18 protein-coding genes and 2 pseudogenes are annotated in these 25529 nt (G+C 61.5%); 9 read left to right on the top strand and 11 right to left on the bottom strand.

The window, feature by feature from the left end:
• The 5 genes and pseudogenes from ASD70_RS28875 to ASD70_RS06785 all read right to left on the bottom strand — a co-directional run.
• Window positions 1–164, bottom strand: a pseudogene (locus tag ASD70_RS28875) (arabinose ABC transporter substrate-binding protein); the annotation flags it as partial.
• 37 nt (window positions 165–201) lie between these two features.
• Window positions 202–1065: an SMP-30/gluconolactonase/LRE family protein gene (locus ASD70_RS06770; RefSeq protein WP_056845996.1), complete on the bottom strand. Its 864-nt coding sequence runs from the start codon at window positions 1063–1065 to the stop codon at window positions 202–204.
• A gap of 16 nt (window positions 1066–1081) precedes the next feature.
• Window positions 1082–2662, bottom strand: coding sequence for an aldehyde dehydrogenase (NADP(+)) (locus ASD70_RS06775; RefSeq protein WP_056845997.1), 1581 nt, complete (start codon window positions 2660–2662; stop codon window positions 1082–1084).
• A 10-nt stretch (window positions 2663–2672) separates the two neighbouring features.
• On the bottom strand, window positions 2673–3665 hold the full coding sequence (gene araD1, locus ASD70_RS06780) for an AraD1 family protein (RefSeq protein ID WP_056845998.1): 993 nt from the start codon (window positions 3663–3665) through the stop codon (window positions 2673–2675).
• A gap of 16 nt (window positions 3666–3681) precedes the next feature.
• Window positions 3682–5004 (bottom strand): MFS transporter, encoded by a 1323-nt coding sequence (locus tag ASD70_RS06785; RefSeq protein WP_056845999.1) that lies wholly within the window; start codon window positions 5002–5004, stop codon window positions 3682–3684.
• Between the two features lie 190 nt (window positions 5005–5194).
• Here ASD70_RS06785 and ASD70_RS06790 point away from each other — a divergent pair, with 190 nt between their 5' ends.
• Complete coding sequence (locus tag ASD70_RS06790) at window positions 5195–6931, top strand: IlvD/Edd family dehydratase (RefSeq protein WP_056846000.1); 1737 nt, start codon at window positions 5195–5197, stop codon at window positions 6929–6931.
• 48 nt (window positions 6932–6979) lie between these two features.
• On the top strand, window positions 6980–7702 hold the full coding sequence (locus ASD70_RS06795) for a FadR/GntR family transcriptional regulator (protein WP_034119145.1): 723 nt from the start codon (window positions 6980–6982) through the stop codon (window positions 7700–7702).
• A 16-nt stretch (window positions 7703–7718) separates the two neighbouring features.
• Here the strand turns inward: ASD70_RS06795 and ASD70_RS06800 are convergent, their stop codons facing one another.
• The 3 genes from ASD70_RS06800 to ASD70_RS06810 all read right to left on the bottom strand — a co-directional run bounded on the left by ASD70_RS06800 (window position 7719) and on the right by ASD70_RS06810 (window position 12434).
• Window positions 7719–8318: a hypothetical protein gene (locus ASD70_RS06800; RefSeq protein ID WP_043051029.1), complete on the bottom strand. Its 600-nt coding sequence runs from the start codon at window positions 8316–8318 to the stop codon at window positions 7719–7721.
• A gap of 683 nt (window positions 8319–9001) precedes the next feature.
• Window positions 9002–11143 (bottom strand): TonB-dependent siderophore receptor, encoded by a 2142-nt coding sequence (locus tag ASD70_RS06805; protein WP_046072156.1) that lies wholly within the window; start codon window positions 11141–11143, stop codon window positions 9002–9004.
• Between the two features lie 199 nt (window positions 11144–11342).
• Complete coding sequence (locus tag ASD70_RS06810; protein WP_056846001.1) at window positions 11343–12434, bottom strand: NADH:flavin oxidoreductase/NADH oxidase; 1092 nt, start codon at window positions 12432–12434, stop codon at window positions 11343–11345.
• Window positions 12435–12523: 89 nt separating this feature from the next.
• Between ASD70_RS06810 and ASD70_RS06815 the strand changes: the two genes are divergently transcribed.
• Window positions 12524–12823, top strand: a complete 300-nt coding sequence (locus tag ASD70_RS06815; protein WP_043051026.1) for an ArsR/SmtB family transcription factor — start codon at window positions 12524–12526, stop codon at window positions 12821–12823.
• A 14-nt stretch (window positions 12824–12837) separates the two neighbouring features.
• Here the strand turns inward: ASD70_RS06815 and ASD70_RS06820 are convergent, their stop codons facing one another.
• Window positions 12838–13866: a GGDEF domain-containing protein gene (locus ASD70_RS06820; RefSeq protein ID WP_046072154.1), complete on the bottom strand. Its 1029-nt coding sequence runs from the start codon at window positions 13864–13866 to the stop codon at window positions 12838–12840.
• A 3-nt stretch (window positions 13867–13869) separates the two neighbouring features.
• Window positions 13870–14721, bottom strand: coding sequence for a hypothetical protein (locus ASD70_RS06825; RefSeq protein ID WP_173664483.1), 852 nt, complete (start codon window positions 14719–14721; stop codon window positions 13870–13872).
• A gap of 327 nt (window positions 14722–15048) precedes the next feature.
• Here ASD70_RS06825 and ASD70_RS06830 point away from each other — a divergent pair, with 327 nt between their 5' ends.
• The 5 genes and pseudogenes from ASD70_RS06830 to ASD70_RS06845 all read left to right on the top strand — a co-directional run bounded on the left by ASD70_RS06830 (window position 15049) and on the right by ASD70_RS06845 (window position 21927).
• The gene (locus ASD70_RS06830) at window positions 15049–15939 is read left to right on the top strand and encodes a bestrophin family protein (RefSeq protein WP_046072153.1); all 891 of its coding nucleotides are present in this window, start codon (window positions 15049–15051) and stop codon (window positions 15937–15939) included.
• 145 nt (window positions 15940–16084) lie between these two features.
• Window positions 16085–17161, top strand: a pseudogene (locus tag ASD70_RS29925) (cache domain-containing protein); the annotation flags it as partial.
• Between the two features lie 99 nt (window positions 17162–17260).
• Window positions 17261–18028, top strand: coding sequence for a methyl-accepting chemotaxis protein (locus ASD70_RS29930; RefSeq protein ID WP_371851117.1), 768 nt, complete (start codon window positions 17261–17263; stop codon window positions 18026–18028).
• Between the two features lie 170 nt (window positions 18029–18198).
• Window positions 18199–20607 carry a glucose/quinate/shikimate family membrane-bound PQQ-dependent dehydrogenase gene (locus tag ASD70_RS06840; RefSeq protein WP_056846002.1) on the top strand — a complete coding sequence of 803 codons (2409 nt, stop codon included), beginning with the start codon at window positions 18199–18201 and terminating at the stop codon, window positions 20605–20607.
• 54 nt (window positions 20608–20661) lie between these two features.
• Window positions 20662–21927: a carbohydrate porin gene (locus tag ASD70_RS06845; protein WP_056846003.1), complete on the top strand. Its 1266-nt coding sequence runs from the start codon at window positions 20662–20664 to the stop codon at window positions 21925–21927.
• Window positions 21928–21936: 9 nt separating this feature from the next.
• Here the strand turns inward: ASD70_RS06845 and ASD70_RS06850 are convergent, their stop codons facing one another.
• Window positions 21937–22920 (bottom strand): helix-turn-helix domain-containing protein, encoded by a 984-nt coding sequence (locus tag ASD70_RS06850; protein ID WP_046072149.1) that lies wholly within the window; start codon window positions 22918–22920, stop codon window positions 21937–21939.
• 286 nt (window positions 22921–23206) lie between these two features.
• Between ASD70_RS06850 and ASD70_RS06855 the strand changes: the two genes are divergently transcribed.
• Window positions 23207–25204 (top strand): TonB-dependent receptor, encoded by a 1998-nt coding sequence (locus ASD70_RS06855; RefSeq protein ID WP_235577297.1) that lies wholly within the window; start codon window positions 23207–23209, stop codon window positions 25202–25204.
• The last annotated feature ends 325 nt before the right edge of the window (window positions 25205–25529 follow it).

Consider the following 25529-nt stretch of genomic DNA (forward strand, 5'->3'; position numbering starts at 1 on the left):
CCGTGTTCCTTGCCGGCTTTTTCGGCGAAGGCCCATTCTGTTTGAAACCAGGGTTCTTCGGCCTGCTTGACCAGAAAGCCGATCTTCACTTCTTCAGCGGATACGATGCTGCTGAGGCTGCTTAAAGCAACGGCGGCAGCCAGAACGCGTAGAACCTTTTTCATGAACGACACCTCTTGTTGTTGTTTTTAAGTCTTGGGTTTAACCGGCGAAGCGATGGCAAGGTTTGCCAGGCACATCGACCTCAATGGCCAACAGCGCACCGTCCAAAGGGTGACCCAAGGGGCTCGCGGCGCTGGTGATATACAACGTGGTCAGGTCGGGCCCACCGAACACGCAACTGGTGGGACGGCTGACGGGCAGTTCGATGATGCGGTCCACCTTGCCAAGGGGTGTCAGGCGCAGCAGGCAACTGCCGTCCCAACGGGCATTCCAGATGTAGCCTTCGGCGTCCATGGCCGAACCGTCCGGACCGCCTCGCTCGTGGGGTCCGAACCACACCCGTGCGGGATCGAGTTGGCCGTCAGACTGGATTGCATGGTGGTACAGCGTGCCGTCCATGCTGTCGCCGAAGTGCACGTGACCACCGTCTTCACTCCACAGCAGTGTGTTGGGAATGCCCAGGCCGCTGAGCAGCGGCGTGACCGTGGCATCGGCATCGATGCGGAACAATCCGCCGGAACGCCGAGTGATGGGCAAGTCCTCGCCTTGCTCACCGATATTGTTCTGCATGGTGCCCAGCCACAGCCGGCCCTGGGCATCGCAGCGCGCTTCATTGCCGCGGTTGCCGGGTTGCGGGTCGGCGACGCACAGCAGGGTCAGCGCTTCGGTGGTCAGGTCCAGGCGATACACGCCGCTGCTTAAGGTCACCAGCGCATCGCCGCTTTCACAGGGGATGAATGCCGAGACATGCTCGGGCAATTGCCAGACCTGCAACTCGCCGCCCATCAGGCGCAGGGCCTGCCGGGCAGCGATATCCACCCAATACAGGGCCTGGGTCGGTCTGTCCCAGAACGGCCCTTCGCCCAACCGGGCACGGTGTGGGGTCACTGCATTCACTGACATGAAGCCTCCTGGTGAATTACAGCGGATCGCGGGATGGCGTGCCATCCACCAGCCGCTGAATACGCAACGGGTTGGCGTTTTTCAACGCCTCGGGCAGCAGGCTATCAGGGTAATTCTGGAAGCACACCGGGCGCAGGAAGCGGTCGATGGCCAGGGTGCCCACCGACGTGCCGCGGGCGTCGGACGTTGCCGGATATGGCCCGCCGTGCACCATCGAATCGCAGACTTCGACGCCAGTGGGATAACCGTTGAGCAGGATGCGTCCGACTTTCTGTTCCAGCAGCGGCGTGAGTTCGGCGAACTGTTGAAAGTCCGCCGGCTCGCCAATGATTGTCGCCGTGAGCTGGCCGTGCAGACCGTGCAAGGCCGCATTGAGCTGGGCCTGGTCAGCGACTTCGACGAACACCGTGGTGGGGCCGAACACTTCTTCCTGCAGCACTTCGTCGCCGTCGATCAACAGCCGTACATCCGCCTTGAACAGCTGCGGTTGAGCCTGGTTGCCCGACTGCGCGTTACCCGCCAGGTGCTGGATACCGGGGTGGGACAGGAGTTTTTCCAGACCCTTGCCATAGCTGCCCAAGGTGCCGGCGTTGAGCATGGTCTGCGCCGGTTGCGCGCCGATCAATTGCGCGACCTGTTGAGTGAACGCCGTGAATTGTGGCGACGCGATACCGATGACCAGGCCGGGATTGGTGCAGAACTGTCCGCAGCCCTGCACTACCGAGGCGGTCAGGTCGCGGGCCACGCTTTCGGCGCGGGCGTGCAAGGCCTGGGGCAGTACGATCACCGGGTTGATGCTCGACATCTCGGCGAACACCGGGATCGGTTGCGGGCGTGCCGCGGCCATATCGCACAGGGCACGGCCACCCTTGAGCGAGCCGGTGAAACCCACGGCCTGGATCGCCGGATGCTTGACCAGGGCTTCGCCGACGCCGCCGCCGAAGATCATGTTGAATACCCCCGCCGGCATCTCGGTGGCCTCGGCTGCGCGGATGATCGCATCGGCCACTTGCTCGGCCGTCGCCATGTGCCCGCTGTGAGCCTTGAACACCACAGGGCAGCCTGCGGCCAACGCAGCGGCGGTATCACCACCGGCCGTGGAAAATGCCAGGGGGAAATTACTCGCGCCAAACACGGCGACCGGGCCCAGGCCGATACGGTATTGGCGCAGGTCCGGGCGTGGCAGCGGCTGGCGATCCGGCAAGGCTTTATCGATACGCGCCCCGTAGAAATCGCCACGGCGCAGCACCGTGGCGAACAGGCGCATCTGGCCGCTGGTGCGCCCACGCTCGCCTTTGATGCGGGCGGCGGGCAGCGCGGTTTCGCGGCAGACCAAATCGATGAAGTTATCGCTCAGGGCATCCAGCTCGTCGGCTATCGCGTCCAGGAACTGCGCACGGCGCGCGGCACTCAGCGCACGGAACGCCGGATACGCAGCGGCGGCGGCCTTGGCGGCGGCATCGACCTCTTGCGGTGTGGCCTGGTAGAAATCCTGCGGCAAGGCTTCGCCGCTGGTGGCATCGACGCTTTGCAGCTTGACGTCGCCGTTGGCGCTGCGCTGGCCGCCAATGTAGTTGTGGCCGAGGAACTGGGTCATGTTGATCTCCTTAAAGGGGGGTGACTTGGCCGGGTTCAAATGCCGCGTCGCTGCTTCCGATACCGTTGATCAACGGCGCGCCGAATTCGGCCTGGCTGATCTCGAACACGTCGCCCGGCTGGGTACGTATACCGTCGGCAAATGACAGCGTAGCGGTGCCGAAGAAGTGAATGTGCACATCCCCCGGCTTAAGGAACTGGCTGTATTTGAAGTGGTGATACTCAAGGTTTTCCAGGCTGTGGCACATATTGGCCTCGCCACTGAGGAATTCGTTCCGCCAGATTTCTTCGCCGTTGCGCAGGATGCGGCTGCTGCCGGCCAGGTGCTGGGGCAGCTCGCCCACGCGCAGTTCCGGGCCATAGCTGCAACTGCGCAGCTTGGAATGGGCCAGGTACAGGTAGTTCTTGCGTTCCATCACATGGTCGGAGAACTCATTACCCACCGCAAAACCCAGGCGGTAGGGTTTGCGGTCGTGGCCGATCACATAGAGGCCGCCGATCTCCGGCTCTTCGCCAGCGTCTTCGGCAAACGGCGGCACCGGGAAGGCGGCGCCCGGGCGTACGACAATGCTGCCGTCGCCCTTGTAGAACCACTCCGGCTGCACGCCTGCCTGGCCGGCCGCGGGCTTGCCGCCCTCTACGCCCCACTTGAAGATACGCATGGTGTCGGTCATGGCGCTGTCGTCGCCGGCCTGCTGGTGCATCTTGTCGCGGGCCGAAGCGCTGCCCAGGTGGGTCAGGCCGGTGCCGCTGATCAGCATATGGGCCGGGTCCGGGTGGTCCAGTGGCGGCAGGACTTTCAGCTCGGCCAGCAGCGCGGCGTAGTCATGGCTGTCGCCCAGGCCCAGGCCCTGCACCTGTTGCGCAAGGCCCGTGCCGGCCTTGATGGCGGCCAGCGCCAACTCGCGTACGCTGTGTGCGCCCTGCACTTCGCGCAGAGTGTTGCCTTCCACTACGCCGACGCGGCGCTCCCCGTTACCCAACTCGAACTGAACTAGACGCATGCATTTTCTCCAGGATTTAAGAACGTGTGGCGCCACGGGCGCTGGCGGCGAATTCGTCGACCGGCAGCACGTGCTTGCGCTCCAGCACGCGGTAGACCACAAGGGTCAAGACCAGCCCGAACACCATCACGCCGGATAAGAAATACAGGCCCGAGGCCAGGTTACCGGTGTATTCCTTGAGCGCACCGATCACGAACGGACCGATGTAGCCGCCAAGGTTGCCCACCGAGTTGATCAAGGCGATACCGGCTGCCGCGCTGGCCCCGGCAAAGAAGCGCCCCGGCAAGGTCCAGAACACCGCGGTGCAGGAAAACATGGCGAACGCCGCCAGGCACAACGCAGCCATCTGCAGCACCGGCACACTCAGCCAGGCGCTGCAGAACAGGCCGATGGCGCCGAGCACATACAGCACCGCGAGATGGCCGTAGCGATCATTCAAGCGGTCGGAACTGCGCGGGATGATCAGCAGGCCGATGATGCCGAAGATATACGGTACGGCGGAGATGAAGCCGGTGGTGAGGTCGCTGCCGCCGAACTGCTTGATCAGGGTCGGCAGCCACAGGCCCAGGCCGTAGATGCTCAGGGTCACCGGCAGGTAGAACAGCGCCAGCAGCAACACGCGCTTGTCCTTGAGGGCATGCAAGGGGTTGCCATGGCGGGTCTGGCCGTAAGCTTGCAGGTCTTTTTCCAGCTCGCCGGTGAGCCAGGTCTTTTCTTGCTCGCTCATCCAGCTGACCTGTTTCGGCCCATCCGGCAGGTAGCGCAGCACCGGCCAGGTCAGCAGGATCGCCGGGGTGCCGATCACGATAAAAAGCCACTGCCAGCCGTGCAGGCCAAGGATGCCGTCCATGCCGAGCAGACCGCCGGATACGGGGCCCGTGATCATCATCGCGATGGGCTGGGAGAGGATGAACAGCCCGAGGATCTTGCCGCGATGGCGTACCGGGAACCATTGGGTGATGTAGTACAGCACGCCAGGAAAGAACCCCGCCTCCGCCGCGCCGAGCAAAAAGCGCATCACATAGAAGCTGTGCGGACCTTGCACGAAAGCCATGCCGATGGTGATGGCGCCCCAGGTGATCATGATGCGCGCAAACCAGCGCCGCGCGCCGAAGCGGTCGAGCATCAGGTTGCTGGGGATTTCGAACAGGAAGTAGCCAATGAAGAACAGCCCGGCACCGAGGCCATAGGCGGCGTCACCGATGCCGACGTCGGCGCCCATGTGCAGCTTGGCGAACCCTACGGCGGAACGGTCCACGTAGGCGATCAGATACAGCAGGATCAGGAAGGGAATCAGTTTCAGCGTGATGCGCCGAATAAGCCGCAATTCCTGGCTCATGGGTCGATCTCCGATTGTTGTTTTTATAGAAGCTCGGGGGACGCCTCTCGCGAAATCCGCCAGGGTCATACCTCAGTTGAGATCGACTATATAGTATGACTATTTGCAAAACAACACTTCCAAAGCTTCGATTTTGCGCTTATGTTTAACCACGCATAGAACATATAGTCATACAATAAGAGAATCGATCATGCCTGACAAAAAGCCCGGCCTACGCTCCGCCCAGTGGTTTGGTACCGCCGATAAGAACGGCTTCATGTACCGCAGCTGGATGAAGAACCAGGGCATTGCCGACCACCAGTTCCATGGCAAGCCGATCATCGGCATCTGCAATACCTGGTCGGAGCTGACCCCGTGCAACGCGCACTTCCGCCAGATCGCCGAGCACGTCAAGCGCGGCGTGATCGAGGCCGGTGGCTTCCCGGTGGAATTCCCGGTGTTTTCCAACGGTGAATCCAACCTGCGCCCTACCGCCATGCTCACCCGCAACCTGGCGAGCATGGATGTGGAGGAAGCCATTCGCGGCAACCCCATCGATGGCGTGGTGCTGCTGACCGGTTGCGACAAGACCACCCCGGCGCTGCTGATGGGTGCGGCCAGTTGCGATGTGCCGGCCATCGTGGTCACCGGCGGGCCGATGCTCAATGGCAAGCACAAGGGCCAGGACATCGGTTCGGGCACCGTGGTGTGGCAGCTCAGCGAACAGGTCAAGGCCGGCACCATCACCCTGGATGACTTCCTTGCTGCCGAAGGCGGCATGTCACGCTCGGCGGGCACCTGCAACACCATGGGCACGGCGTCGACCATGGCCTGTATGGCCGAGGCACTGGGCACGTCCCTGCCCCACAACGCGGCGATCCCGGCGGTGGATGCACGACGTTATGTGCTGGCGCATATGTCGGGCATGCGTGCGGTGGAGATGGTGCGCGAAGACTTGAAGCTGTCGAAGATCCTGACCAAGGAAGCGTTTGAAAACGCGATCCGGGTAAACGCGGCCATCGGCGGTTCGACCAACGCGGTGATCCACTTGAAAGCCATTGCCGGGCGCATCGGGGTTGAACTCGACCTGGATGACTGGACCCGCATCGGCCGCGGCATGCCGACCATCGTCGACCTGCAACCGTCCGGGCGCTTCCTGATGGAAGAGTTCTACTACGCAGGTGGCTTGCCCGCAGTGCTGCGTCGCCTGGGTGAAGCCAACCTGATCCCCCACCCCAATGCCTTGACCGTCAACGGCAAGTCCCTGGGCGAGAACACCAAGGACTCGCCGATCTACGCCCAGGATGAAGTGATCCGCACCCTCGACAACCCGATCCGCGCCGACGGTGGCATCTGCGTGTTGCGCGGCAACCTGGCGCCGCTGGGTGCGGTGCTCAAGCCGTCGGCGGCCAGCCCCGAGCTGATGCAGCATCGCGGCCGTGCGGTGGTGTTCGAGAACTTCGACATGTACAAGGCGCGCATCAACGACCCGGACCTGGACGTGGACGCCAACTCGATCCTGGTCATGAAGAACTGCGGCCCCAAGGGTTACCCGGGCATGGCCGAAGTCGGCAACATGGGCTTGCCGGCCAAGCTGCTGGCCCAGGGCGTGACCGACATGGTGCGTATTTCCGATGCACGCATGAGCGGCACCGCCTACGGCACGGTGGTCTTGCATGTGGCGCCGGAAGCCGCTGCCGGCGGGCCGTTGGCCACGGTGCAGGAAGGCGACTGGATCGAGCTCGATTGTGCCAATGGCCGCCTGCACCTGGACATCCCCGACGCCGAGCTGGCGGCACGCATGGCCGACCTCAAGCCGGCGCAGAACCTGATCGTCGGCGGGTACCGCCAGTTGTACATCGACCATGTGCTGCAGGCTGACCAGGGCTGTGATTTCGACTTCCTGGTGGGTTGCCGTGGCGCCGAAGTCCCACGGCATTCCCACTAATTGGGATGCTATGATGCGGCGAATCTAAGCCAGAGCCTATCCGTCGTTATGGATCACCAGCCGCCCAAGCCGCGCAAGAGCCAGCATGCCCAGATCGTCCAGGACTTGGGCATGCACATCGTTTCCGGTCGCTTCAAGCCTGAAGAACGGTTGCCCATGGAAGCCACGCTGTGCGAGGAATACCAGGTCAGCCGCTCGGTATTGCGCGAGGCGACGCGGGTGCTGAGCGCCAAGGGCCTGGTGTATTCCAAGCCGCGGGTGGGCGCGGTGGTGCGGCCGCGCTTGAAATGGCACCTGCTCGACCCGGACGTGCTGTCCTGGTTGATGCAGTCCACACCCCACAGCGAGTTCTTCAACACCCTGGCCGGGGTGCGTCGTATCCTGGAGCCGGAAATCGCCGCCATGGCCGCGACCACCGCCACCGATGAAGACATCGCCACCATCGAACAAGCCTACCAGGGCATGGAAACCGCGCAGACCCACGAACAGCTGTTGCAGGCCGACCTGGACTTCCACCGTGCGATTGCCGACGCCACTCGCAACGACCTGCTCGCCTATATGTGCAACATGCTTTCACTGCCGTTGCGCGAGTCGATCAACATCACCAACCGCCGTCCGGATATCCAGGGTTTGAGCCTGCCCCGGCACAAGGCGATCCTTACCGCGATCCAGAACCGCGACGCCCTGGGCGCGCGGCACGCCTCGCTGGTGCAATTGGATGACACACGGGTGGCGCTGGATACGGTGATGAATGTGCTGACGCCGTTGTAACCCGGCGCTGTGGCACCTATTCCTGATTATTGGCGTTGGCTCTGGGGCAGGTGTTATCTCCGTCTTTTTTCAGCGCCAGCACCGCCTGGCGCTCGGACAACAAGTGGGTAATGGCCCCGCCGATAGCGGCGGAAATAAGTGCCAGGGCTTCTTTGGGCAGATTGATCGCCGCCCAGGTCAACCCGCCGATCAGCAAAATGACAAAGAGGATATTGAAGCGCGACACGCCGAGTTTGATCGAGCGGACGATATCGGAGGTGTCCTGCATTTTTTCGAAGCGCTTGAGGTCTTCGAACTTGCGCACCGACTCCAGCGTTTCCAGGTAATGGGTTTCGGCGCGCTTCAATTTCTTGATCACCTCGGCCTCTAGCATGACCTCCTCTATCTCGATCCTGACCAGGCTGATATTGGCGCCTGGCCGGCCAAGTATTTCCGAACTCAGCGAACTCTCGGCCAGCTCGGCCAATAGATAGGTGTACGAGGTCTCGCTGATTTCCTTGACGTACTTTTGCAGGGCTGAGGTATAGCACTTGGTGGCGTAACGGGTGAAGAGACGCTCGGCATCGTTAGTCTTTTTAATCAGTTCATCGGTTTCACTGACGAGTTCTCGCTCCATTTTCAATATCCCTATCAAGCGTGGCTTCGAAAAGCATGGGCGCCGACAACTAGGCTGACACGTTAATGGCAAACATCTCTCCATGGTCCTGCACTGTCTACTGTCAACCTTGACAGTCATGCAGATCCAAATGTGGGAGGGGCGGTGCAACGATTCGAATGGCACCGATGGCGGTGTATCAGCCCCGCATATGCTGGTTGAAATAATGCTATCGGGAGCAAGCCCCCTCCCACATGAGATATGCATTCCAGGCTGACAGAGAGCCCCCTGGACGCATGCAGTCCAAATGTGGGAGGGGGCTTGCTCCCGATAGCGGTGGATCAGCACCAGATACCTGGCTGACATACCTATATCGGGGCATAGGTATCTACACAACTGACCGTGCCGACTTGCTGCTTGCTCTTGCTCTGCTTTTGATTTTAGGCGCCCCGTCAAACCACGCTGGCCGGAACTCGACAGGGATTTGGGGCACACCGAGCCTGGGCGAGGTGCCGAGTGGTGGGGCGAGGACCTTATGCTTACTTTTGGGTCCTTCCAAAAGTGAGCCGCTGTAAAAGCGGAACCCTAAGTAGCCGTTACCGCAGAAATGGATATGTACTCGGTATGATCCAACATCCTGGTCGGCTGTCAGGCCGCCATCGGGGGCAAGCCCCCTCCCACATTTTGGGCCTGTGTATAGCGCGTTATAGGGTGTAGGAAATTCCAATCTGCACCGTACGCGGGGCACCCGGGTAGGCATAGATATTACCGAACGCCCCTTCCTCATACTCGCGGTTGAACAGGTTCTTCACATCCAGGTTCAGGCGTACCTGCTCGTTGACCTTGTAGTAGCCGAGCAGGTCGACCACGGTGTAGGCGTCCATCGAGAAGCCAGAGTTGGCGGTCTGGCCGGCACGCTGGTCGACGTACTTGCCGCCGACCCCCAGGCCCAGGCCCTTGAGTGCGCCGTCCTGGAACTCGTAGACATTGAGCAGGCTGAAGCTGTTGCGCGGGATGTTCATCAGGCGGGTGCCGGCACGGAAGGTGTTGTCTCGGGTGACCTCGGCATCCACGTAGGCGTAGCCGCCGATCACGCGCCACTCGGGTGTGAGGTTGCCCGCCACGTTCAGGTCGAATCCGCGGCTGCGCACCTGGCCAGCGGCGACGCTGAAGGTGTTGGTGGGGTCGGCCGGGTCATTGGTCAGCACGTTTTTCTTTTCGATCTGGTAGATCGCCGCGTCGACACTCAGTTGACGGTCAAGCGCCTCCCACTTGACCCCGATCTCATAGGACTTGCCTTTCTCCGGTGCAAAACCACCGCCTTCACGGCTGGCACCGGTATTGGGCTTGAACGAACGGGCGGCGTCGGCATAGACCGCGACGGTGTCGGTGAGGTCGTAGATCACGCCCACACGCGGGGTGACCGCGTTGTCAGCGGCGGTCCAGGGTTTTACCCCTGTTACATAGCTTTCGTAGTCATGCTCAAAACGCTCGAAACGCGCCCCTGCCAAGACTTTCAAGCGCTCGGTCAGCGCCACCTGATCCTGGACAAACGCCGCATAGGTCTTGAGGTTCTCCTTGTCGTGGGTCGGCGTGCGCGTCAGCGGCGGACGGGCCTGGCCATACGCCGGATTGAAAATGTCGATCGGGTAGGTACCCAGGGCCGCACTGGAACGCTGGATGATCGACTGGTAGTCGTAATCCTCGTACTCGATACCGGTGAGCAGGGTGTGATCGAAGCCGCCCGTGGAAAAGTGCCCGGTCAGGTTGAGCTGGTAATCCTTGTCAGTCCATTCCAGTTTGCGGTAGTTGAAGTTGCGTTGCAGGGTGCGGCCATCGGCGCCCAGGCTGCCCATCCCATTGGCTTCGATGGCGTTGCCTTTCAAACTGCCGTCCAACCACTGGAAACCACCGCCCAGGGTCCAGTTGTCGTTGAGCGCATGCTCGAAACGCAACTGCGCCATGTTGTTGTCGTTGTGCAGCTTGCCGGCGTCCTTGTCGCCCCAGAACGTATCGCGCGAGGGCGTGCCGCGCTGGTTGGGCAGGCGCGTCAGGCCACGGTCCAACGGGTGGTTGTTGCGCATGAAGTCGCCTTCGAAGGTCACCTTGGTGTCGTCGCTGGCCTGCCAGGTGATCACCGGAGTCACGCCATAGCGCTCGGTCTCGACATGATCGCGGAAGGTATCGCCGCCCTCACCCACCACGTTCAGGCGATAGGCCAGGCGGCCTTCTTCGTCCAGCGGGCCGGAGGCATCCAGGGTGCCGCGTTTCATGCCCTGGTCATTCACCTGGCTGCCCAGGGTCACGGTGCGCTCGGCCAGCGGCTGCTTGGACACGACGTTGAAGGTACCACCGGGGTCGCCACGGCCGTAGAGCATGGTGGCGGGGCCGCGCAGTACTTCAAGACGCTCGATGGTATTGGCGTCCGGCATGTTCGGGTAGCCGCGGTTGATCGGGAAACCATTGCGGTAGAACTCACCGGTAGTAAAGCCACGCACGGTGAAAGTGGTCAGGCCCTGGCCGCCGAAGTTGTTGGCGCGGCCGACACCGCCGGCATAGTCGAGGGCATCCTGCAGGCGCGTCGCGCCGATGTCCTCGACCACGTCCTTGGAGACAACGCTGATGGATTGCGGGGTTTCATGAATGGAGGTGTCGGTACGCGTCGCACTGGCTGATCGTGTGGCGTGGTAACCCTGCACCGGCCCCTGGGCCGACTCGAAGTCCGCGGTGGCAGTCACGTTGGTGGCCTGCAGCTCGATACTGGCTGTTTCAGCGGGGGCATCCTCTGCCCACGAAAAAGGGGAAAACGCCTGAAGCACGCAGATGGAAATCAGGGTACGACGCATGGGTGTTGAACCTAGTGAAAGAGCCAGATGGGACGGCAAACCTGCCAAGAATTCGCGAGCATCATAGCCCAGTCGATTCTCATTTGGCATCCATTCTCATTTGTTATTTTTCGCTCAAGCCTTTGGCCTCCGTAGTGCATAAACACCAGGCGAAAAAAAGCCACTCACTTGAGTGGCTCTTGTGTATGCCTGGCCCGCCTCAGCGATAGCGTTCCAACCAATGCGCGTAAGGCGCCGGCAAGGTCCAGGAGGATTTTTCCACGCCCAATTCCTTGGCGGCAAAGTACGCCCAATGCGGATCGGCCAAGTGCGCACGCCCTACCGACACCAGGTCCAGGTGCCCGGCCTGCAACGCGCCTTCGGCCAGTTGCGGGGTACCGAAGCCCCAGGCGGATGTCACCGGGATACCCGCTTCACGACGCACGCGTTCGGCAATCGGCCCCATGAAGGCCGGGCCCCACGGGATGTTGGTGTCGGGAATGGTGAAACCGACGCTGACGCTCAGCAGGTCGAGGCCACGGTCCTTGAAGCGGCGCGCCAGCTCGATGGACTCGGTGAGGGTCTGCTCATCACGGCCGTCGTATTCGATCACGCCGAACCGGGCAGTGAGCGGCAGGTTTTCCGGCCAGACTTCACGCACGGCGGCCAGGGTTTCCAGGAGGAAGCGGCTGCGGTTATCGAAGCTGCCACCGTAGGCATCGGTGCGCTGGTTGGAATGCTCGGAGAAAAAGCTCTGGCCCAGGTAGCCGTGGGCGAAGTGCAGCTCGATCCATTCAAAACCGGCGTCACGGGCGCGGCGGGCGGCGTCGACGAAGTCCTGCTGGACGCGGGCGATATCGTCCAGGGTCATGGCACGCGGTACGTTGGGCAGGTTGGCCCCGAACGCGATGGCCGAAGGGGCGATGGTTTCCCAGCTGCGTGCATCGGAGGCAGGAATGTGGTCATCGCCTTCCCACGGGCGGTTGGCGCTGGCCTTGCGACCGGCGTGGGCGATCTGGATGCCCGGCACCGAACCTGCGGCCTTGATGGCCTTGACCATGGGCACGAACGCCTGGGCATGGGCATCGCTCCAGATACCGGCACAGCCTGGGGTGATACGCCCTTCGGGAGCGACTGCGGTGGCCTCGACCACCAGCAGGCCGGCCCCGCCACGGGCCATGCCGGCCAGGTGTACGTGGTGCCAATCGTTGACCATGCCGTCATCGGCCATGTATTGGCACATCGGCGGGATGGCAATGCGATTGCGCAAGGTAACGTCTTTAAGTTTGAACGGTTCGAACAAGGCGGACATCAGATACTCCGGGGAAGGGTGTGTGATTCGATAGTTCGATGGTAATCGAACTATGGTATTGAACGCTACCCCCCTGTTATGATCCGCCCATGCGAGCTTTCAAACACCCTACACCGCAAGAATTGACCCTAGAGCGCGTGCTTTACGCCTTGAGCGACCCCGTACGCCTGGACATCGTGCGCTGCCTGGCCGGCGTGCCCGAAGCCAGCTGTGGTGAACTGGATGGCGGGCGACCTAAATCCAGCATGTCCCACCACTTCCGCGTGCTGCGCGATGCCGGCCTGGTGCACACCCGCAACGTGGGCACTACCCATATGAATTCATTGCGTCGCGACGAGCTGGAGAGCCGCTTTCCCGGGTTGTTGGCGAGTATTCTGTCGCAGCTGTAGATGACGCCTGCGCGTCAGGATAAAACCGGCTGCAGCAGCGCACCGTCCAGATGCACGCAGTCCTTGCCGTTGCGCTTGGCGCCATACAGGTTCTTGTCCGCCATCTTGAGCACCGTCGACAGGTCGTCGCCCGCCGAAAAGCGCGCCATGCCCGCACTGCACGTGTAGTTATGCGGTGCAGCGACACTGCTGCGGATCGACTGCAACAACGCCAGGGCAAAATCGCAGGCCAGTTCCGGGTCGTCACCCTGCAACAACACACCGAACTCTTCCCCGCCGATCCGTCCAAAGCTGTGACTGCCCTTGGCGTTTTTCAGGCACACGGCCATGGCACGCAGGATCTTGTCGCCCACATCGTGACCATACAGGTCATTTTTTTCCTTGAAACTGTCGATATCCAACATGATGAAGTAGCCGCTCTGGCCACCACTGAGCAACTTTTCGAAACTTTGCATAAAGGCGCGCCGGTTGAGGATCGAGGTCAGATAATCAGTCTCGGCCAATGCGCGAAACTCACTTTCCACCAACAATACCGAGCGCAGGTTCTTCAAGTAGGAGTAACTCAAGATAAAACCAATGGACACCGAAGAAGCACAAAACATCAGCAGATAGACCTCGGTGCCCGCATATATATCGGCCTGCATCGGCGGCCACAGAATAAGCCAGACCAATAGCGCGTCGGCCAGATAATCCTGGACACTGATAAACAAGATGGCGCTGCCCACCACCAGGGTGACGGCCAATGGCAGGCCATAAATGCGCAACTCTTCATTCAAGCGAATGATGTAGGCGAAGCCGACCGACAACAGCACCATATAGGTCACCCCCAGCACCCGCCAAAGCAGAAAGTTGGCGGTCCTGGTATGCACGCGGCAAACCACCAACAGGCCAAGAGTGACGCCCATCGTATAAATATCCAACTGCAGGGCCGGATGAATCAACAACATGCCGACCCAGGCAATAATCCCTATCCATTCGGCTTGCGTCACCGCAGGCGACAGCAAACTGCGCATCCGGGGCCGCAACTTCAAGTTAGCAGGCATCCCCTACGCTCCCATCTCAATAGCATGCAGGCCCACCGCAAATGAAAAGGCCATGAAGCGCTTTACCAGACTGGCGAAAGGTGGCAGGACTTCCAGCCGGGTCTTGGAGTGGGCCTTGAAATAGCCCTTCTCCACACCTTCCTGCACCATGCGGATAATGTGGGTCTTGGACACGGAAAGTTGCTTGGCCAATGCCAGGTAGGACGACGACCTGAAGGTAGTGCGGTCATTGTCCGGCGCAAAGGCATCGTTATAGATAGCCAGCATCAACAGATGCCCGGCATCGCGTTTCACCAGCCAATAACACTCGGGCAGTAACACATCCACCGTCAGTTCAGACGCGAGGATTACGGCAAAACCCTTGAAATAGAGGGCCAGAAACCCGCGATCATCGAGGTCGCGCATCTGCCGGAAAATCTCCCGCTCCGGGTACAGCAGCGCCAACGACTCAGTCAGGGCGGTCAGCATCAAGCGTGCTTCACGGCAAGCTTCATCCGAGGGTGAATACACCCGGAAGCGACTGTCTTCTGGGTGCGGTGCAACCTCCATGAAACCCAGGGCACGAAACAACAGGAAGATTGATTCCAGGCTGTTTTTCGAACAATACCTGCGCGTCACGCACAGGGCCTTAACTTCCGCCAACAATGGCAGCGGGGTGGAAAAGTACTGGCTCAATAACGCAAACGACACCATCAAGCGGCTGTATTTAAGTGCACTCTTATAGAAAAACGGTCGTCTTGAATAGGGCACGAGCAGCACGTGGTAATGCGCTCTCATGCACGCTTCAAAATCCCTATGACGTTCGAGTGCTTGCGCGGTATTACACATAGCTGACTTCAACGAACTGACACGCATGAAAGAGCCCTGATCAACCAATTATTCCACTGATCTCGGCTACGAAATCCCTGCAGCCAGGCCCCAAAACAAATCACGTCAAAAACCCTGCCATTAATGGCTTTTTGCCTCGAACGCAATGTACAGCGATTGCCGCACCAGACGTCATCAGTACCAAAGTTGTTCCACATTCAAATCATCTGTGGCCCGCAGTTGCGCGACACCTCTCGTTACATTCTCCCGGGATAGCGACTTATCAACTAATCGATTCAGCACCCTGCGAACCTTCCCTCTCTGGCGACGTCGTAACAGGGCATTGTTGCCAACCACCCACTGCGAGGTGCTCGTTTGAAAGCTGCTGTCCTGAAGAAATATCGCCTGATCATCAAGACCATGGGCTATGTGGGCTGGGCGCTGTTCTGGCTGTTGCTATGGGATGTGGCCGTGACGGTGGACTTCATGCTGTTTCTCACCGCCAAGATCAACTTGCCGCTGATGCCCCTGACCTTGCTGGGTTCGGCGCTGGTGGTGCTGATCAGCTTTCGCAACAGCAGTGCCTACAACCGCTGGTGGGAAGCACGCACGCTATGGGGAGCGATGGTCAACAACTCGCGCAGCTTTGCCCGGCAAGTATTGACCCTGCTGGATGACGCTCCCGGTGAGGTGAACCCGGTCAAGTCGACGCTGTTGCGCCGGCACGTGGCCTATGTCAATTGCCTGGCCGCGCACCTCAAGGGCCAGCCGTGCCCGGAAGAAGTGCGGGCATTTATCCCCGCCGACGAATTTGCGCGCAACGGCGCCACCAATAATTTTGCCAATGACATCCTCACCGGCTCCGCTACGTTGCTGGCCCGCGAATACCAGGCCGGGCGCCTGGACAGCATTCGCCTGGCACGGCTGGAGTCGACCCTGGTGGACCTGTCCAATGCCCAGGGCGGCATGGAACGTATCGCCAACACGCCACTGCCCTACCCCTACGTGTATTTCCCGCGGCTGTTCATTTCGTTGTTCTGCCTGATCGTGCCGGTGGGCCTGGTGGAATCCCTGGGCTGGTTCACGCCGCTGGCCTCCACGGTGGTGGGCTTCATGCTGTTGGCCATCGAACGCATCGGCACCGACCTGCAAAGCCCGTTCAACTCCAGCGAACACCAGATCCAGATGGAGAGCATCTGCGAAACCATCGAAAAGAACCTGCAGTCGATGCAGCGTGATGCCCTGGGTGCCGAGCACATCGGTTAAACCTTGCCCCTGCCCTCAAGTGCTTGCCCTTGCAGTCGATATACAAGGGTAAGCATGGGCCGCTCAGACTGCAAAACAACACATGCGACGCTCACCGCTACCGTTTTCCCCCTTGCCAAAATTATAAATACCCGCGGGAGAAGTCATGAATATCAAGCAAAAGCTGACCTGGGCGTTTGCCGCCATCGCGTGCCTGCCAGTCATCCTGGTGGCCGTCCTGGTGGTGCTGAACCTGCGCGAGGGGGCCCTGGCGAATTTTCTCGATAGCAGTGGCCGCGAAATCCGCCAGATCGACAATGGCATGAAGCAGTTCTTCGACGGCATCAGCCAGAACGTCGAGTACGTGGCCAAGGACCCGCGCGTTGTCGCGGCCAAAGGCCTCAAAAGCTATGCCGGCGCCGATGCTGCACAAATCCCGCTGACACCGACCAATCAAGAACTGCTGGCGATTTTCGACCAGTTCGCCAAGAGCCATCCGAGCACCGCCTACCTGTCCCTGGGCTTGAAGGACGGCGGCTATGCCAGTTGGCCTGACGACACCAAGCTCACTAATTACGATCCGCGCGTACGCCCCTGGTACCAGGCCGCCATCGCCGCACCAGGCACCACCGTGCGCACTGGCGCCTATTACTGGGCGCCGGACGACGTCTCCCTGATCGGCACCGTGCACACCGTCGCCGATGCCAGCGGCAATATCCTCGGCGTGGTCGGCCTGGATGTGTCGCTCAAGCAGCTGACCGAGCTGGTCCGCAACATCAAGCTGGGCGACAGTGGCTACCTGATGCTGGTGGAAGCCAACGGCAACGTGCTGGTCGACCCCAGCGATGCCAAGCACAACTTCAAGCCGCTGGCAGACTTGGGCGCCAACTACGCCGAATTGGCCAAGCGTGGCGACGGCGTAAGCCAGATCGACATCGACGGCGTGCCGTACATGGCCAACGTGGTCAGCTCCCAAGGGCTGGGCTGGCGCTTTATCGGCTTGATCAAGCGCGACGAAGTCATGGCCGGGGCGACTCGCCTGACGTGGTTGATCGCCGGCATCGCGGCGATCCTCGCCCTGGTGTTCGCGATCGTCGGCGCCAGCTTTGCCCGAGTGATCGTGCGACCGATTCGCGGCGTGGCCGACGGCCTGCAAGAGATCGCCGAAGGCGAAGGCGACCTCACCCGCCAACTCAAGGTCCAGGGCAAGGATGAAACCGCCAGCCTGGCGGGTTGGTTCAACCAGTTCCTGGGCGTGATCGCACAACTGGTGCAGCGCATCGGCAATGCCTCCTCCGACCTGCAAACCGCTGCCGCCGACACCAGCGAAGTGGCGCGCAACATGAATCAGGCCGCCGGGCGCCAACGTGAAGCCGTGGAACTGGTCAGCACCGCGTTCAACGAAATGGTGGCCACCGCCAACGAAGTGGCGCGCTCATGCAGCGCGGCAGCGACGAGCGCCGATGAAGGCTACCGCGATGTCCACAACGGCCAGCAACATATCGGCGAAGCCACCACCAGCGTGCACAAGCTGAGCGCGGACCTGCAGAAGTCGACCCAGACCATGGAGTTGCTCGAACAGGACAGCAAGAACATCAACACTATTCTCGACACGATCCGTTCCATCGCCGAACAGACCAACCTGCTGGCCCTCAACGCCGCCATCGAAGCTGCGCGGGCCGGCGACCAGGGCCGCGGCTTTGCCGTGGTGGCCGATGAGGTTCGCGCCCTGGCCCGTCGCACTGCCGACTCCACCGGCGAAATCGACAGCCTGCTCGGCAACCTTGCCCGCCGCACCCAGGAAGTCACCCAGCAGATGCAGGGCAGCCTGCTGGTGTCCCACGCCAGCGTCGAGCGCATCCAACAGGCCCGCGACAGCTTCGACAAGATCCGTGGCTCGGTGGACTCGATTCGCGACCAGAACACTCAGATCGCCACCGCCGCCGAGGAGCAGCACCAAGTGGCCGAGGAGATCAACCGCCACATCGCGCAGATCCATGCCGATGCGCAACTGGTCGAAGAGTTTGCCCACTCGGCGCAGACCGGATCTGGCCGATTGACGGATATCTCCGGGCAACTCAAGGGTCTGGTCGGTCGCTTCAAGTTCTGACCCAGGTACTGGCCCACTCAAGCCGCTTGCGCCTTTTGGCGCAAGCGGCTTTTTGCTGTCTGGGATAATCGCAGGATTTGTAAGAGTGCATTACCGAGCCAAATGTACTAACTGGTTACTTATCTTGCTAAAATCAGGCCCTGCCTTTCCTCACTCGAGTCCTGATCGACATGAAACGAGCATCGCGCGCCGCTGGCGCCTCTAGATTCTTACTGCTGGGCCTGGGCGTCATCATCGCCCTGCTCGGCCTCGCGCTGGCCATCGGCGGCGTCAAACTGGTGAGCCTGGGAGGTTCCTGGTACTTCCTGATCGGCGGCGCGGCCATGGCGATTGCAGGGCTGTTGCTCGCTTGTCGTAAACCGGCCGGCGCCTGGCTGTTCGCGGCCTTCCTAGTCGGTACGGCCATCTGGGCCATAGCGGATGTAGGGATGGTGTTCTGGCCGCTGTTCTCGCGACTGTTCATGTTCGCGGTCATCGGTATGGTGGTAGCGCTGGTGTACCCGCTGCTCGTCAACCAACGTGCGCGGGGTGCCTATGGCGTCGCCGCCGTGTTGGCCGTGGGCGTAGCGGTAGCGGCAGGCAATATGTTTGTCGCCCACCCGAGCGTGGCGCCCACCGGCGCTGGCCCGGGCATCACCCCGGTAGCTGCGGCCGATGCGCAGAAAGACTGGGCGCACTACGGCAATACCGAAGGTGGCAGCCGTTTCGCCGCGCTGGACCAGATCAATCGCGACAACATCGACAAGCTCAAGGTCGCCTGGACCTATCACACCGGCGACGTGGCCCTCAGCGATGGCAACGGTGCCGAAGACCAGCTGACGCCATTGCAGATCGGCAACAAAGTGTTTATCTGCACCCCGCACAACAACTTGATCGCCCTGGATGCCGACACCGGTAAAGAGCTGTGGAAGAACGAGGTCAACGCTAAATCGGCGGTCTGGCAGCGTTGCCGGGGCATGGCGTATTTCGACGCCACTGCACCCATTGCCCAACCTACCCAACCCAACAGTTCGCCGATCATTGGCGCCAGCGTGCCGGCCGGCGCGCAGTGCCAGCGTCGCTTGCTGACCAACACCATCGATGCACGCCTGATTGCCGTAGATGCCGACACCGGCAAGTTCTGCGAAGACTTTGGCACCCATGGCCAGGTTGACCTGAAAGCCGGCCTGGGCAATGTGCCGGACAGCTACTACCAGCTGTCCTCGGCGCCGCTGATTGCCGGCACCACCGTGGTGGTCGGTGGCCGCGTCGCCGATAACGTCCAGACCGACATGCCCGGCGGCGTGATCCGTGGTTTCGACGTAATCAGCGGCCAGATGCGCTGGGCGTTCGACCCCGGCAACCCTGAGGACAAGCAAGCTCCGACGGGCGACAGCACCTACGTGCGCAGCACCCCGAACAGCTGGGCACCGATGTCCTACGACCCGCAGATGAACACGGTCTTCCTGCCGATGGGCAGCTCGTCCACCGATATATACGGCGTCGAGCGCACCGCTCTCAACCACAAATATGGCGCTTCAGTACTGGCGCTCGACGCCTCCACCGGTGCTGAAAAATGGGTGTACCAGACCGTCCACAATGACCTCTGGGACTTCGACCTGCCGATGCAACCCAGCCTGATCGACTTCACTCCGCCAGGCAGCGACAAGGCAGTTCCGGCCGTGGTGATCGGCACCAAGGCCGGGCAGATCTACGTGCTCGACCGTGCCACCGGCAAGCCGTTGACCGACGTGCAGGAAGTGCCGGTCAAGGCCGCCAACATTCCCAACGAGCCTTATTCCCCGACCCAGCCCAAATCCGTGGGCATGCCGCAGATCGGCGCGCAGACCCTGACCGAATCGGACATGTGGGGCGCCACCCCGTATGACCAGTTGTTGTGCCGCATCGACTTCAAGGGCATGCGCTACGACGGCCTGTACACAGCACCAGGCACCGATAAATCCCTGAGCTTCCCGGGCTCCCTGGGTGGCATGAACTGGGGCAGCATCTCCACCGACCCGGTGCACGGTTTTATCTTCGTCAATGACATGCGCCTGGGCCTGTGGATCCAGATGGTACCGTCGCAGAACAAGGCGCAGGCCTCCTCCGGTGGCGAAGCACTGAACACCGGCATGGGCGCCGTGCCGCTCAAGGGCACGCCATATGCGGTGAACAAGAACCGCTTCCTGTCAGTGGCCGGCATCCCTTGCCAGGCACCGCCGTTCGGCACCTTGACCGCTATCGACATGAAGACGCAAAAGGTCGCCTGGCAAGTACCGGTGGGCACCGTTGAAGACACAGGGCCCCTGGGCATCCGCATGCACCTGCCGATCAAGGTGGGCCTGCCGACCCTGGGCGGTACGCTGTCGACACAAGGTGGCCTGATCTTTATCGCCGGTACCCAGGATTTCTACCTGCGCGCCTTCAACAGCGGCAACGGCGATGAAATCTGGAAAGCCCGCCTGCCGGTCGGCAGCCAGGGTGGGCCGATGACCTATGTGTCGCCGAAAACCGGCAAGCAGTACATCGTGGTCACCGCCGGTGGCGCACGCCAGTCCACCGACCGTGGCGACTACGTGATCGCCTACGCCCTGCCGTAACCCCTCTGTTCGCGCGGTGCTCCGGCACCGCGCTCTGTGCCTGGAACCCTGCGCATGACCCCTACTTCTCATACCTCCTTTGGCCGCCTGGTGCTGGGCCTGGCCCTGGCTGCCGCCCTGCCCGCTCAAGCCGACGACACTACCCTGACCGGCGACTGGGGCGGCCTGCGTCGCGAACTCGACGCACAAGGTGTGCGATTCACTGGCGACTACAGCGGCGAGACCGCCTACAACGCCCACGGCGGCCAGCATCGCTCGGCGCGCTACTCGCAAAACCTCAAGCTCGGCGTGCAGTTCGACCTGGGCAAGCTCTACGGTTTCAACAATGGCGACCGTATCCAGCTGACCATCAATGACCGCCGCGGCAACAGTGTTTCCGAGGATCTGGTCGGCAACCGCCTGCCGATCCAGGAAAACTACGGCGGCCTCTACACCCGCCTCACCGAGCTGAGCTACGAGCGCACGCTGTTCACCCCCGCGCTGAATGTGAAGCTCGGCTATATGGCCATGGGCAACGACCTGGGCGGCCTGGACAGCGGCATCCTGTGCAACTTCATGAACGCCGGTTTCTGCGGGCATCCGCTGAACATGTCCGGCGGCAGCGGTTGGGCCAACTACCCTAATGCGCACCTGGGCGCGCGGGTGAAATATGATTTTTCGCCCAACTGGCAGCTGCGGGTGGCGGCGTTCAATGTCGACCCGTCCAGTAACGGCAACGCCAGCCGCGCCTGGCATGTGGGGCCCAAGCACACCACCGGTACCGTGGTGCCCATCGAGCTGATCTACAAGCACGCAGGCGCCCTGCCGGGTGAATACAAGCTGGGCTATTACTACGACAGCTCCGATGTGAAGCGCATCGGCAGCGATAAGAAAGTCAGCGGCCGTGGTGGCCACTACCTGCTGATCGATCAGGCCGTGTGGGCTTCCGAGTCATCCGAGGGGCGCAGCCTGCACGCCTTTGGCCAATACTCTGCCGCCAGCGAAGCGGCGTCGCCATTTACCAAGTGGTACGGCGCAGGCGTGGTGTTGTACAAGCCGTTCGAAGGTCGCCTGCGGGATACCGTGGCCCTGGGTTATGGCCGTGCGGTGCCCAACCCCCGCAGCCGCGATGTGCAGGAGCTGGCCGCGTTCAATGCCGGCACGGCCTATCCCGACCTGGACACTGCCGAACAGTTGATCGAACTCAGTTATGGTTACCAGGCCACGCCGTGGCTGACCCTGCGCCCGGATGTGCAATACATCATCGAGCCGGGGGCGTTTTCCGGTGACAACATCGACAATGCGCTGGTGCTGGGCTTGCAGGTCAAAGCGGTGTTCTGACCGGCGGCGTCAGCCGGCACCCAAGGATTTGCCACGGCCGCCGTTCTTGAGCATCGACGGGTTGATCCCGAACTGCTTGCGAAACGCCGTGGCGAAATGACTGGCGTTGGCATAGCCCAGGTCCGAGGCGATGCGCATCACCGATTCCTCGCCGCTCATCAAGCGGCTGCGCGCCTGGATCATGCGCATCTGCTGGAACACGCCGTAAACGCTGTTGGAAAACAGTTGGCGAAACCCGCGGGTAAGCTTGGGCTGGCTCAAGCCGGATTCGCGGGCCAACTCCGACAGGCTCGGCGCCTTGCCCAGATCCTCCAACAAACGATCGCGAGCCCGCACCAGGCGCTGGCGGTCGGTGTGGCTGACGCGGCAGGTGCACTCGGCGTCCTGGCGCGCCTGCAGGAACAGGCTCACCAGCGTGACACTTTGCCCGTACAACCACAGGCTGCTGCGTGGCTGGGCCGGTGGCAGGCTGGTGCCTTGATCCATGGCCAGGGCAAGCATGTGCGCAGTGGCGCTCATTTCACCGCTGCGATGGCCGTACAAAAAACAATGCTCGCAGGCCAGTGCCTTGTTCAGCAGCGGGTCGAGTTTCAGCTCCCACTGGGCCAGCAGCTCGGGGCGAATCATGACGGTGATGTTGTCGATCTCGCCGTGCTGGTGATAAAGGCCATGGCGGCAGCGGCCATAGCTGATGCTGCCCGCGCCCTCGTCAATCGCGTAGCGCCGTTGCCGACGTCCATCGCGAAAGCTGCACGCGGCCTTGCCTTTGAGCAGGTTGGTGAAGCTGAAGTGAATGCACTCGCTGTCATCCTGCAACGGCAGTTCCACCGGCTGCTCGAAGCGGCTCTGCCAGCGCACGATATCCAGGCCTTCCTGCAGTGTCATGCGGGTGACCCGGCAATGGGCACCTGGCCCAAGATCGCTTCCATAGCCTCCCGTAATGATTCGCGAGACCGGCATCGGCTCCCCTGCGCCTCCTTGAACGGCTGACATCGTAAATCTCCTGGCTGACCGGATACGGCTCGAATCAGATCACATCGGGGTAGATGTGCGCAATTGATAATTATTAGCATTTGGCGCGCCGCAAACGCTGCGCCATACCGCCGCTGCCCCTGTGCACCGCGCGCCGATCAGAATTCTCAGTCAAGGTCCCATCATGTCTGCACGATGCAACACGACGGCTACCCGCCAATCTTGCTACAAATGTAATACTATAACAATAGCGATTGCACTGACACTCTCTCCATCAGCCTTCGCCGCCGCCAACGAGCCCCTGCAATTGCCCGCCTCGACAGTAACCGCGCGCATGGCCAAGGAAGACCCCAAGGAAGTGCCGATCAGTGTCAGTGTGACCAGCGGCGAAGAGCTGCGCAGCCAACGCCTCGACACCCTGGAAAGCGCCCTGCGCAACACCTCCGGGGTCAGCGTCAATTCCTCAGGCGGACCGAATGATTTCAACGTGCTGATCCGCGGCGTGGGTTCGCTGTACCAGATGTCCATGGATGACAGCTCGGTGGCGTTCAACATCGACGGCGTGCCGGTATCGTCGCGCAGCCTGGGTTTCGGCACCCTCGATGTCGACCGCATCGAAGTGCTCAAGGGTCCCCAGGGCACTATGTCCGGTGCGATTGGCCAGGCCGGCGCGGTGAATATCACCACCCGCCAACCCACCCGTACACTGGAAGGCTATGTACGTGGCGAAGTCGGCCAAAAAGGCCAGTTCCTCACCGAAGGCGCCATCGGCGGCCCGCTCAGTAACAGCTTGAGCGGTCGCCTGGCGGTGCGCCGTGCCGGCTACGACAGTTGGATCGACAACGACCAGACCAACCACCCCATCACCAAACCGCGCAATGAAGCCTATCGCGGCAGCCTGCTGTGGGACCTCAACGATGACACCCACATACTGTTCAGCGCCGAACGCCAGCAGACCGAACGCGCCACCAACTCCCTGGTGCTGCGCCCCTACGGCAGCCACCCGAGCCTGGACCTGACCCCTGGCTTGTTCGACGACAATGACAAGACCACCGAGCGCTACACGATCAAGGTCGATCACGACTTCGCCAACAGCCGCCTGACCTCCACCACCGCCACCGGCACCGCCGACTTCACCGGCTTGATCGCCTACGACAGCAAGTTGATGGGAGCGCTTTATGGCACGCCCGGCGAGTTCTGGGTGGTGGACAAATCCTTCGAGCGCAGCTGGAGCCAGGACCTGCACCTGGGCTCACTGCCCGACGCTGACGTGTTCTGGGTCGCAGGGGTCGCCGCCAGCCGCAACGAGCGCAGCTACGACACCCCGCGCAACACCTACGGTACCTCCGGCGCCAAGTTCCGCGACTTCACTACCACCACCTATGCCGGCTACGGCGAAGTGACGTTCCCGCTGACCGAACGCCTGAAACTCACCACCGGTTATCGCCACTCCTGGGACCGCAAGACCTACGACGGCCAATACTTCGCAGGTTCGAGCGCCGTGGATGACTCACGCAAACTTACCGACCATTACGGCACCGGCCGCGCCGCCCTGAGTTACGCGCTCACCGCGCAGACCAACGTCTACGTGCAATTGGCGAGGGGGTATAAATCCGGCGGGTTCAATGACTATGCCTCCCAGGTCAGCGACAGCGCGCCCTACAAGGCCGCCGTCAGCAAGGCCGCAGAACTTGGCTTCAAGAGCGAGACAGAGGACCGTCGCGGCAGCCTCAACGGCGCGCTGTTCTACACCCGTGTGCATGACGATCACTTGCTCGGCTACGACGCCGCAACTTTCGCCACCAACGCCTTCAACGCCGACACCCGCACCCGCGGCGCCGAACTGGAAGGCAGCTGGCGCTTCGACTACGGCCTGACCCTGGCCGCCAGCGCCACTTACCTCGACGCCAAGATCACCAGCGGTGTGCAAGGCATCCAGGCCGGCGACGTTGCCGCCGGCAACCGCACCCCGGACGTGCCACGTTGGAGCGGCAACTTTAACGCCAGCTGGAAACATCCTTTGGGCAGCCTCGCCAGCCTAGGCGAAACCACCCTCAACACCAGCCTCAACTACCACCTGGTGGGCGAACGCGCGGCCGATCCGCAGAATCACTTCAATCTGGATAACTATGAAAAGCTTGACCTGAGGGCGGGGCTGGAGAGCAAGTTTGGCGAGGTGTATGCGTTTGCCGACAACCTGTTGAACCAGACGTATGACACCTATGGTTTCTACAGTGACCCGGTGGCCTATGGCGGGCCATCGCGTCGGCGTACGCTGGGCGTGGGCTATACCTATCAATTCTGAACCGACGCGATTCGGCCGGCTGTCCTGAGTTCAAATGTTGGAGAGGACTTGGTTCGCGGCGGTCTGATTGACTGCACTCGGTAAAAATGTGGGAGGGGGCTTGCTCCCGATGGCGGTGTGTCAGCCTCGGATATGTTCACTGACACTCCCTCATCGGGACATGGGTATCTACACAACTCTTACGTAGCCACCGTCAGTAACCACGATGCGCAGCGAGCCGCTCTTGATCTTGATCTTGATCTGCTTTTGATCTCAGGCGCCCCGTCAAACCACGCTGGCCGGAATTCGACAGGGATTTGGGGGGTAAACCGGCAGGGATGCCGGT

The sequence above is a fragment of the Pseudomonas sp. Root569 genome (assembly GCF_001427465.1).
GTDB classification, from domain to species: Bacteria; Pseudomonadota; Gammaproteobacteria; order Pseudomonadales; family Pseudomonadaceae; genus Aquipseudomonas; species Aquipseudomonas synxantha.

What these genes read in the sequence shown, in the direction of transcription:
- ASD70_RS06770 (WP_056845996.1), bottom strand. Translation starts at nt 1,065, where the DNA reads ATGTCAGTGAATGCAGTGACCCCACACCGTGCCCGGTTGGGCGAAGGG.
- ASD70_RS06775 (WP_056845997.1), bottom strand. Translation starts at nt 2,662, where the DNA reads ATGACCCAGTTCCTCGGCCACAACTACATTGGCGGCCAGCGCAGCGCC.
- araD1 (WP_056845998.1), bottom strand. Translation starts at nt 3,665, where the DNA reads ATGCGTCTAGTTCAGTTCGAGTTGGGTAACGGGGAGCGCCGCGTCGGC.
- ASD70_RS06785 (WP_056845999.1), bottom strand. Translation starts at nt 5,004, where the DNA reads ATGAGCCAGGAATTGCGGCTTATTCGGCGCATCACGCTGAAACTGATT.
- ASD70_RS06790 (WP_056846000.1), top strand. Translation starts at nt 5,195, where the DNA reads ATGCCTGACAAAAAGCCCGGCCTACGCTCCGCCCAGTGGTTTGGTACC.
- ASD70_RS06795 (WP_034119145.1), top strand. Translation starts at nt 6,980, where the DNA reads ATGGATCACCAGCCGCCCAAGCCGCGCAAGAGCCAGCATGCCCAGATC.
- ASD70_RS06800 (WP_043051029.1), bottom strand. Translation starts at nt 8,318, where the DNA reads ATGGAGCGAGAACTCGTCAGTGAAACCGATGAACTGATTAAAAAGACT.
- ASD70_RS06805 (WP_046072156.1), bottom strand. Translation starts at nt 11,143, where the DNA reads ATGCGTCGTACCCTGATTTCCATCTGCGTGCTTCAGGCGTTTTCCCCT.
- ASD70_RS06810 (WP_056846001.1), bottom strand. Translation starts at nt 12,434, where the DNA reads ATGTCCGCCTTGTTCGAACCGTTCAAACTTAAAGACGTTACCTTGCGC.
- ASD70_RS06815 (WP_043051026.1), top strand. Translation starts at nt 12,524, where the DNA reads ATGCGAGCTTTCAAACACCCTACACCGCAAGAATTGACCCTAGAGCGC.
- ASD70_RS06820 (WP_046072154.1), bottom strand. Translation starts at nt 13,866, where the DNA reads ATGCCTGCTAACTTGAAGTTGCGGCCCCGGATGCGCAGTTTGCTGTCG.
- ASD70_RS06825 (WP_173664483.1), bottom strand. Translation starts at nt 14,721, where the DNA reads ATGCGTGTCAGTTCGTTGAAGTCAGCTATGTGTAATACCGCGCAAGCA.
- ASD70_RS29930 (WP_371851117.1), top strand. Translation starts at nt 17,261, where the DNA reads ATGAATCAGGCCGCCGGGCGCCAACGTGAAGCCGTGGAACTGGTCAGC.
- ASD70_RS06840 (WP_056846002.1), top strand. Translation starts at nt 18,199, where the DNA reads ATGAAACGAGCATCGCGCGCCGCTGGCGCCTCTAGATTCTTACTGCTG.
- ASD70_RS06845 (WP_056846003.1), top strand. Translation starts at nt 20,662, where the DNA reads ATGACCCCTACTTCTCATACCTCCTTTGGCCGCCTGGTGCTGGGCCTG.
- ASD70_RS06850 (WP_046072149.1), bottom strand. Translation starts at nt 22,920, where the DNA reads ATGTCAGCCGTTCAAGGAGGCGCAGGGGAGCCGATGCCGGTCTCGCGA.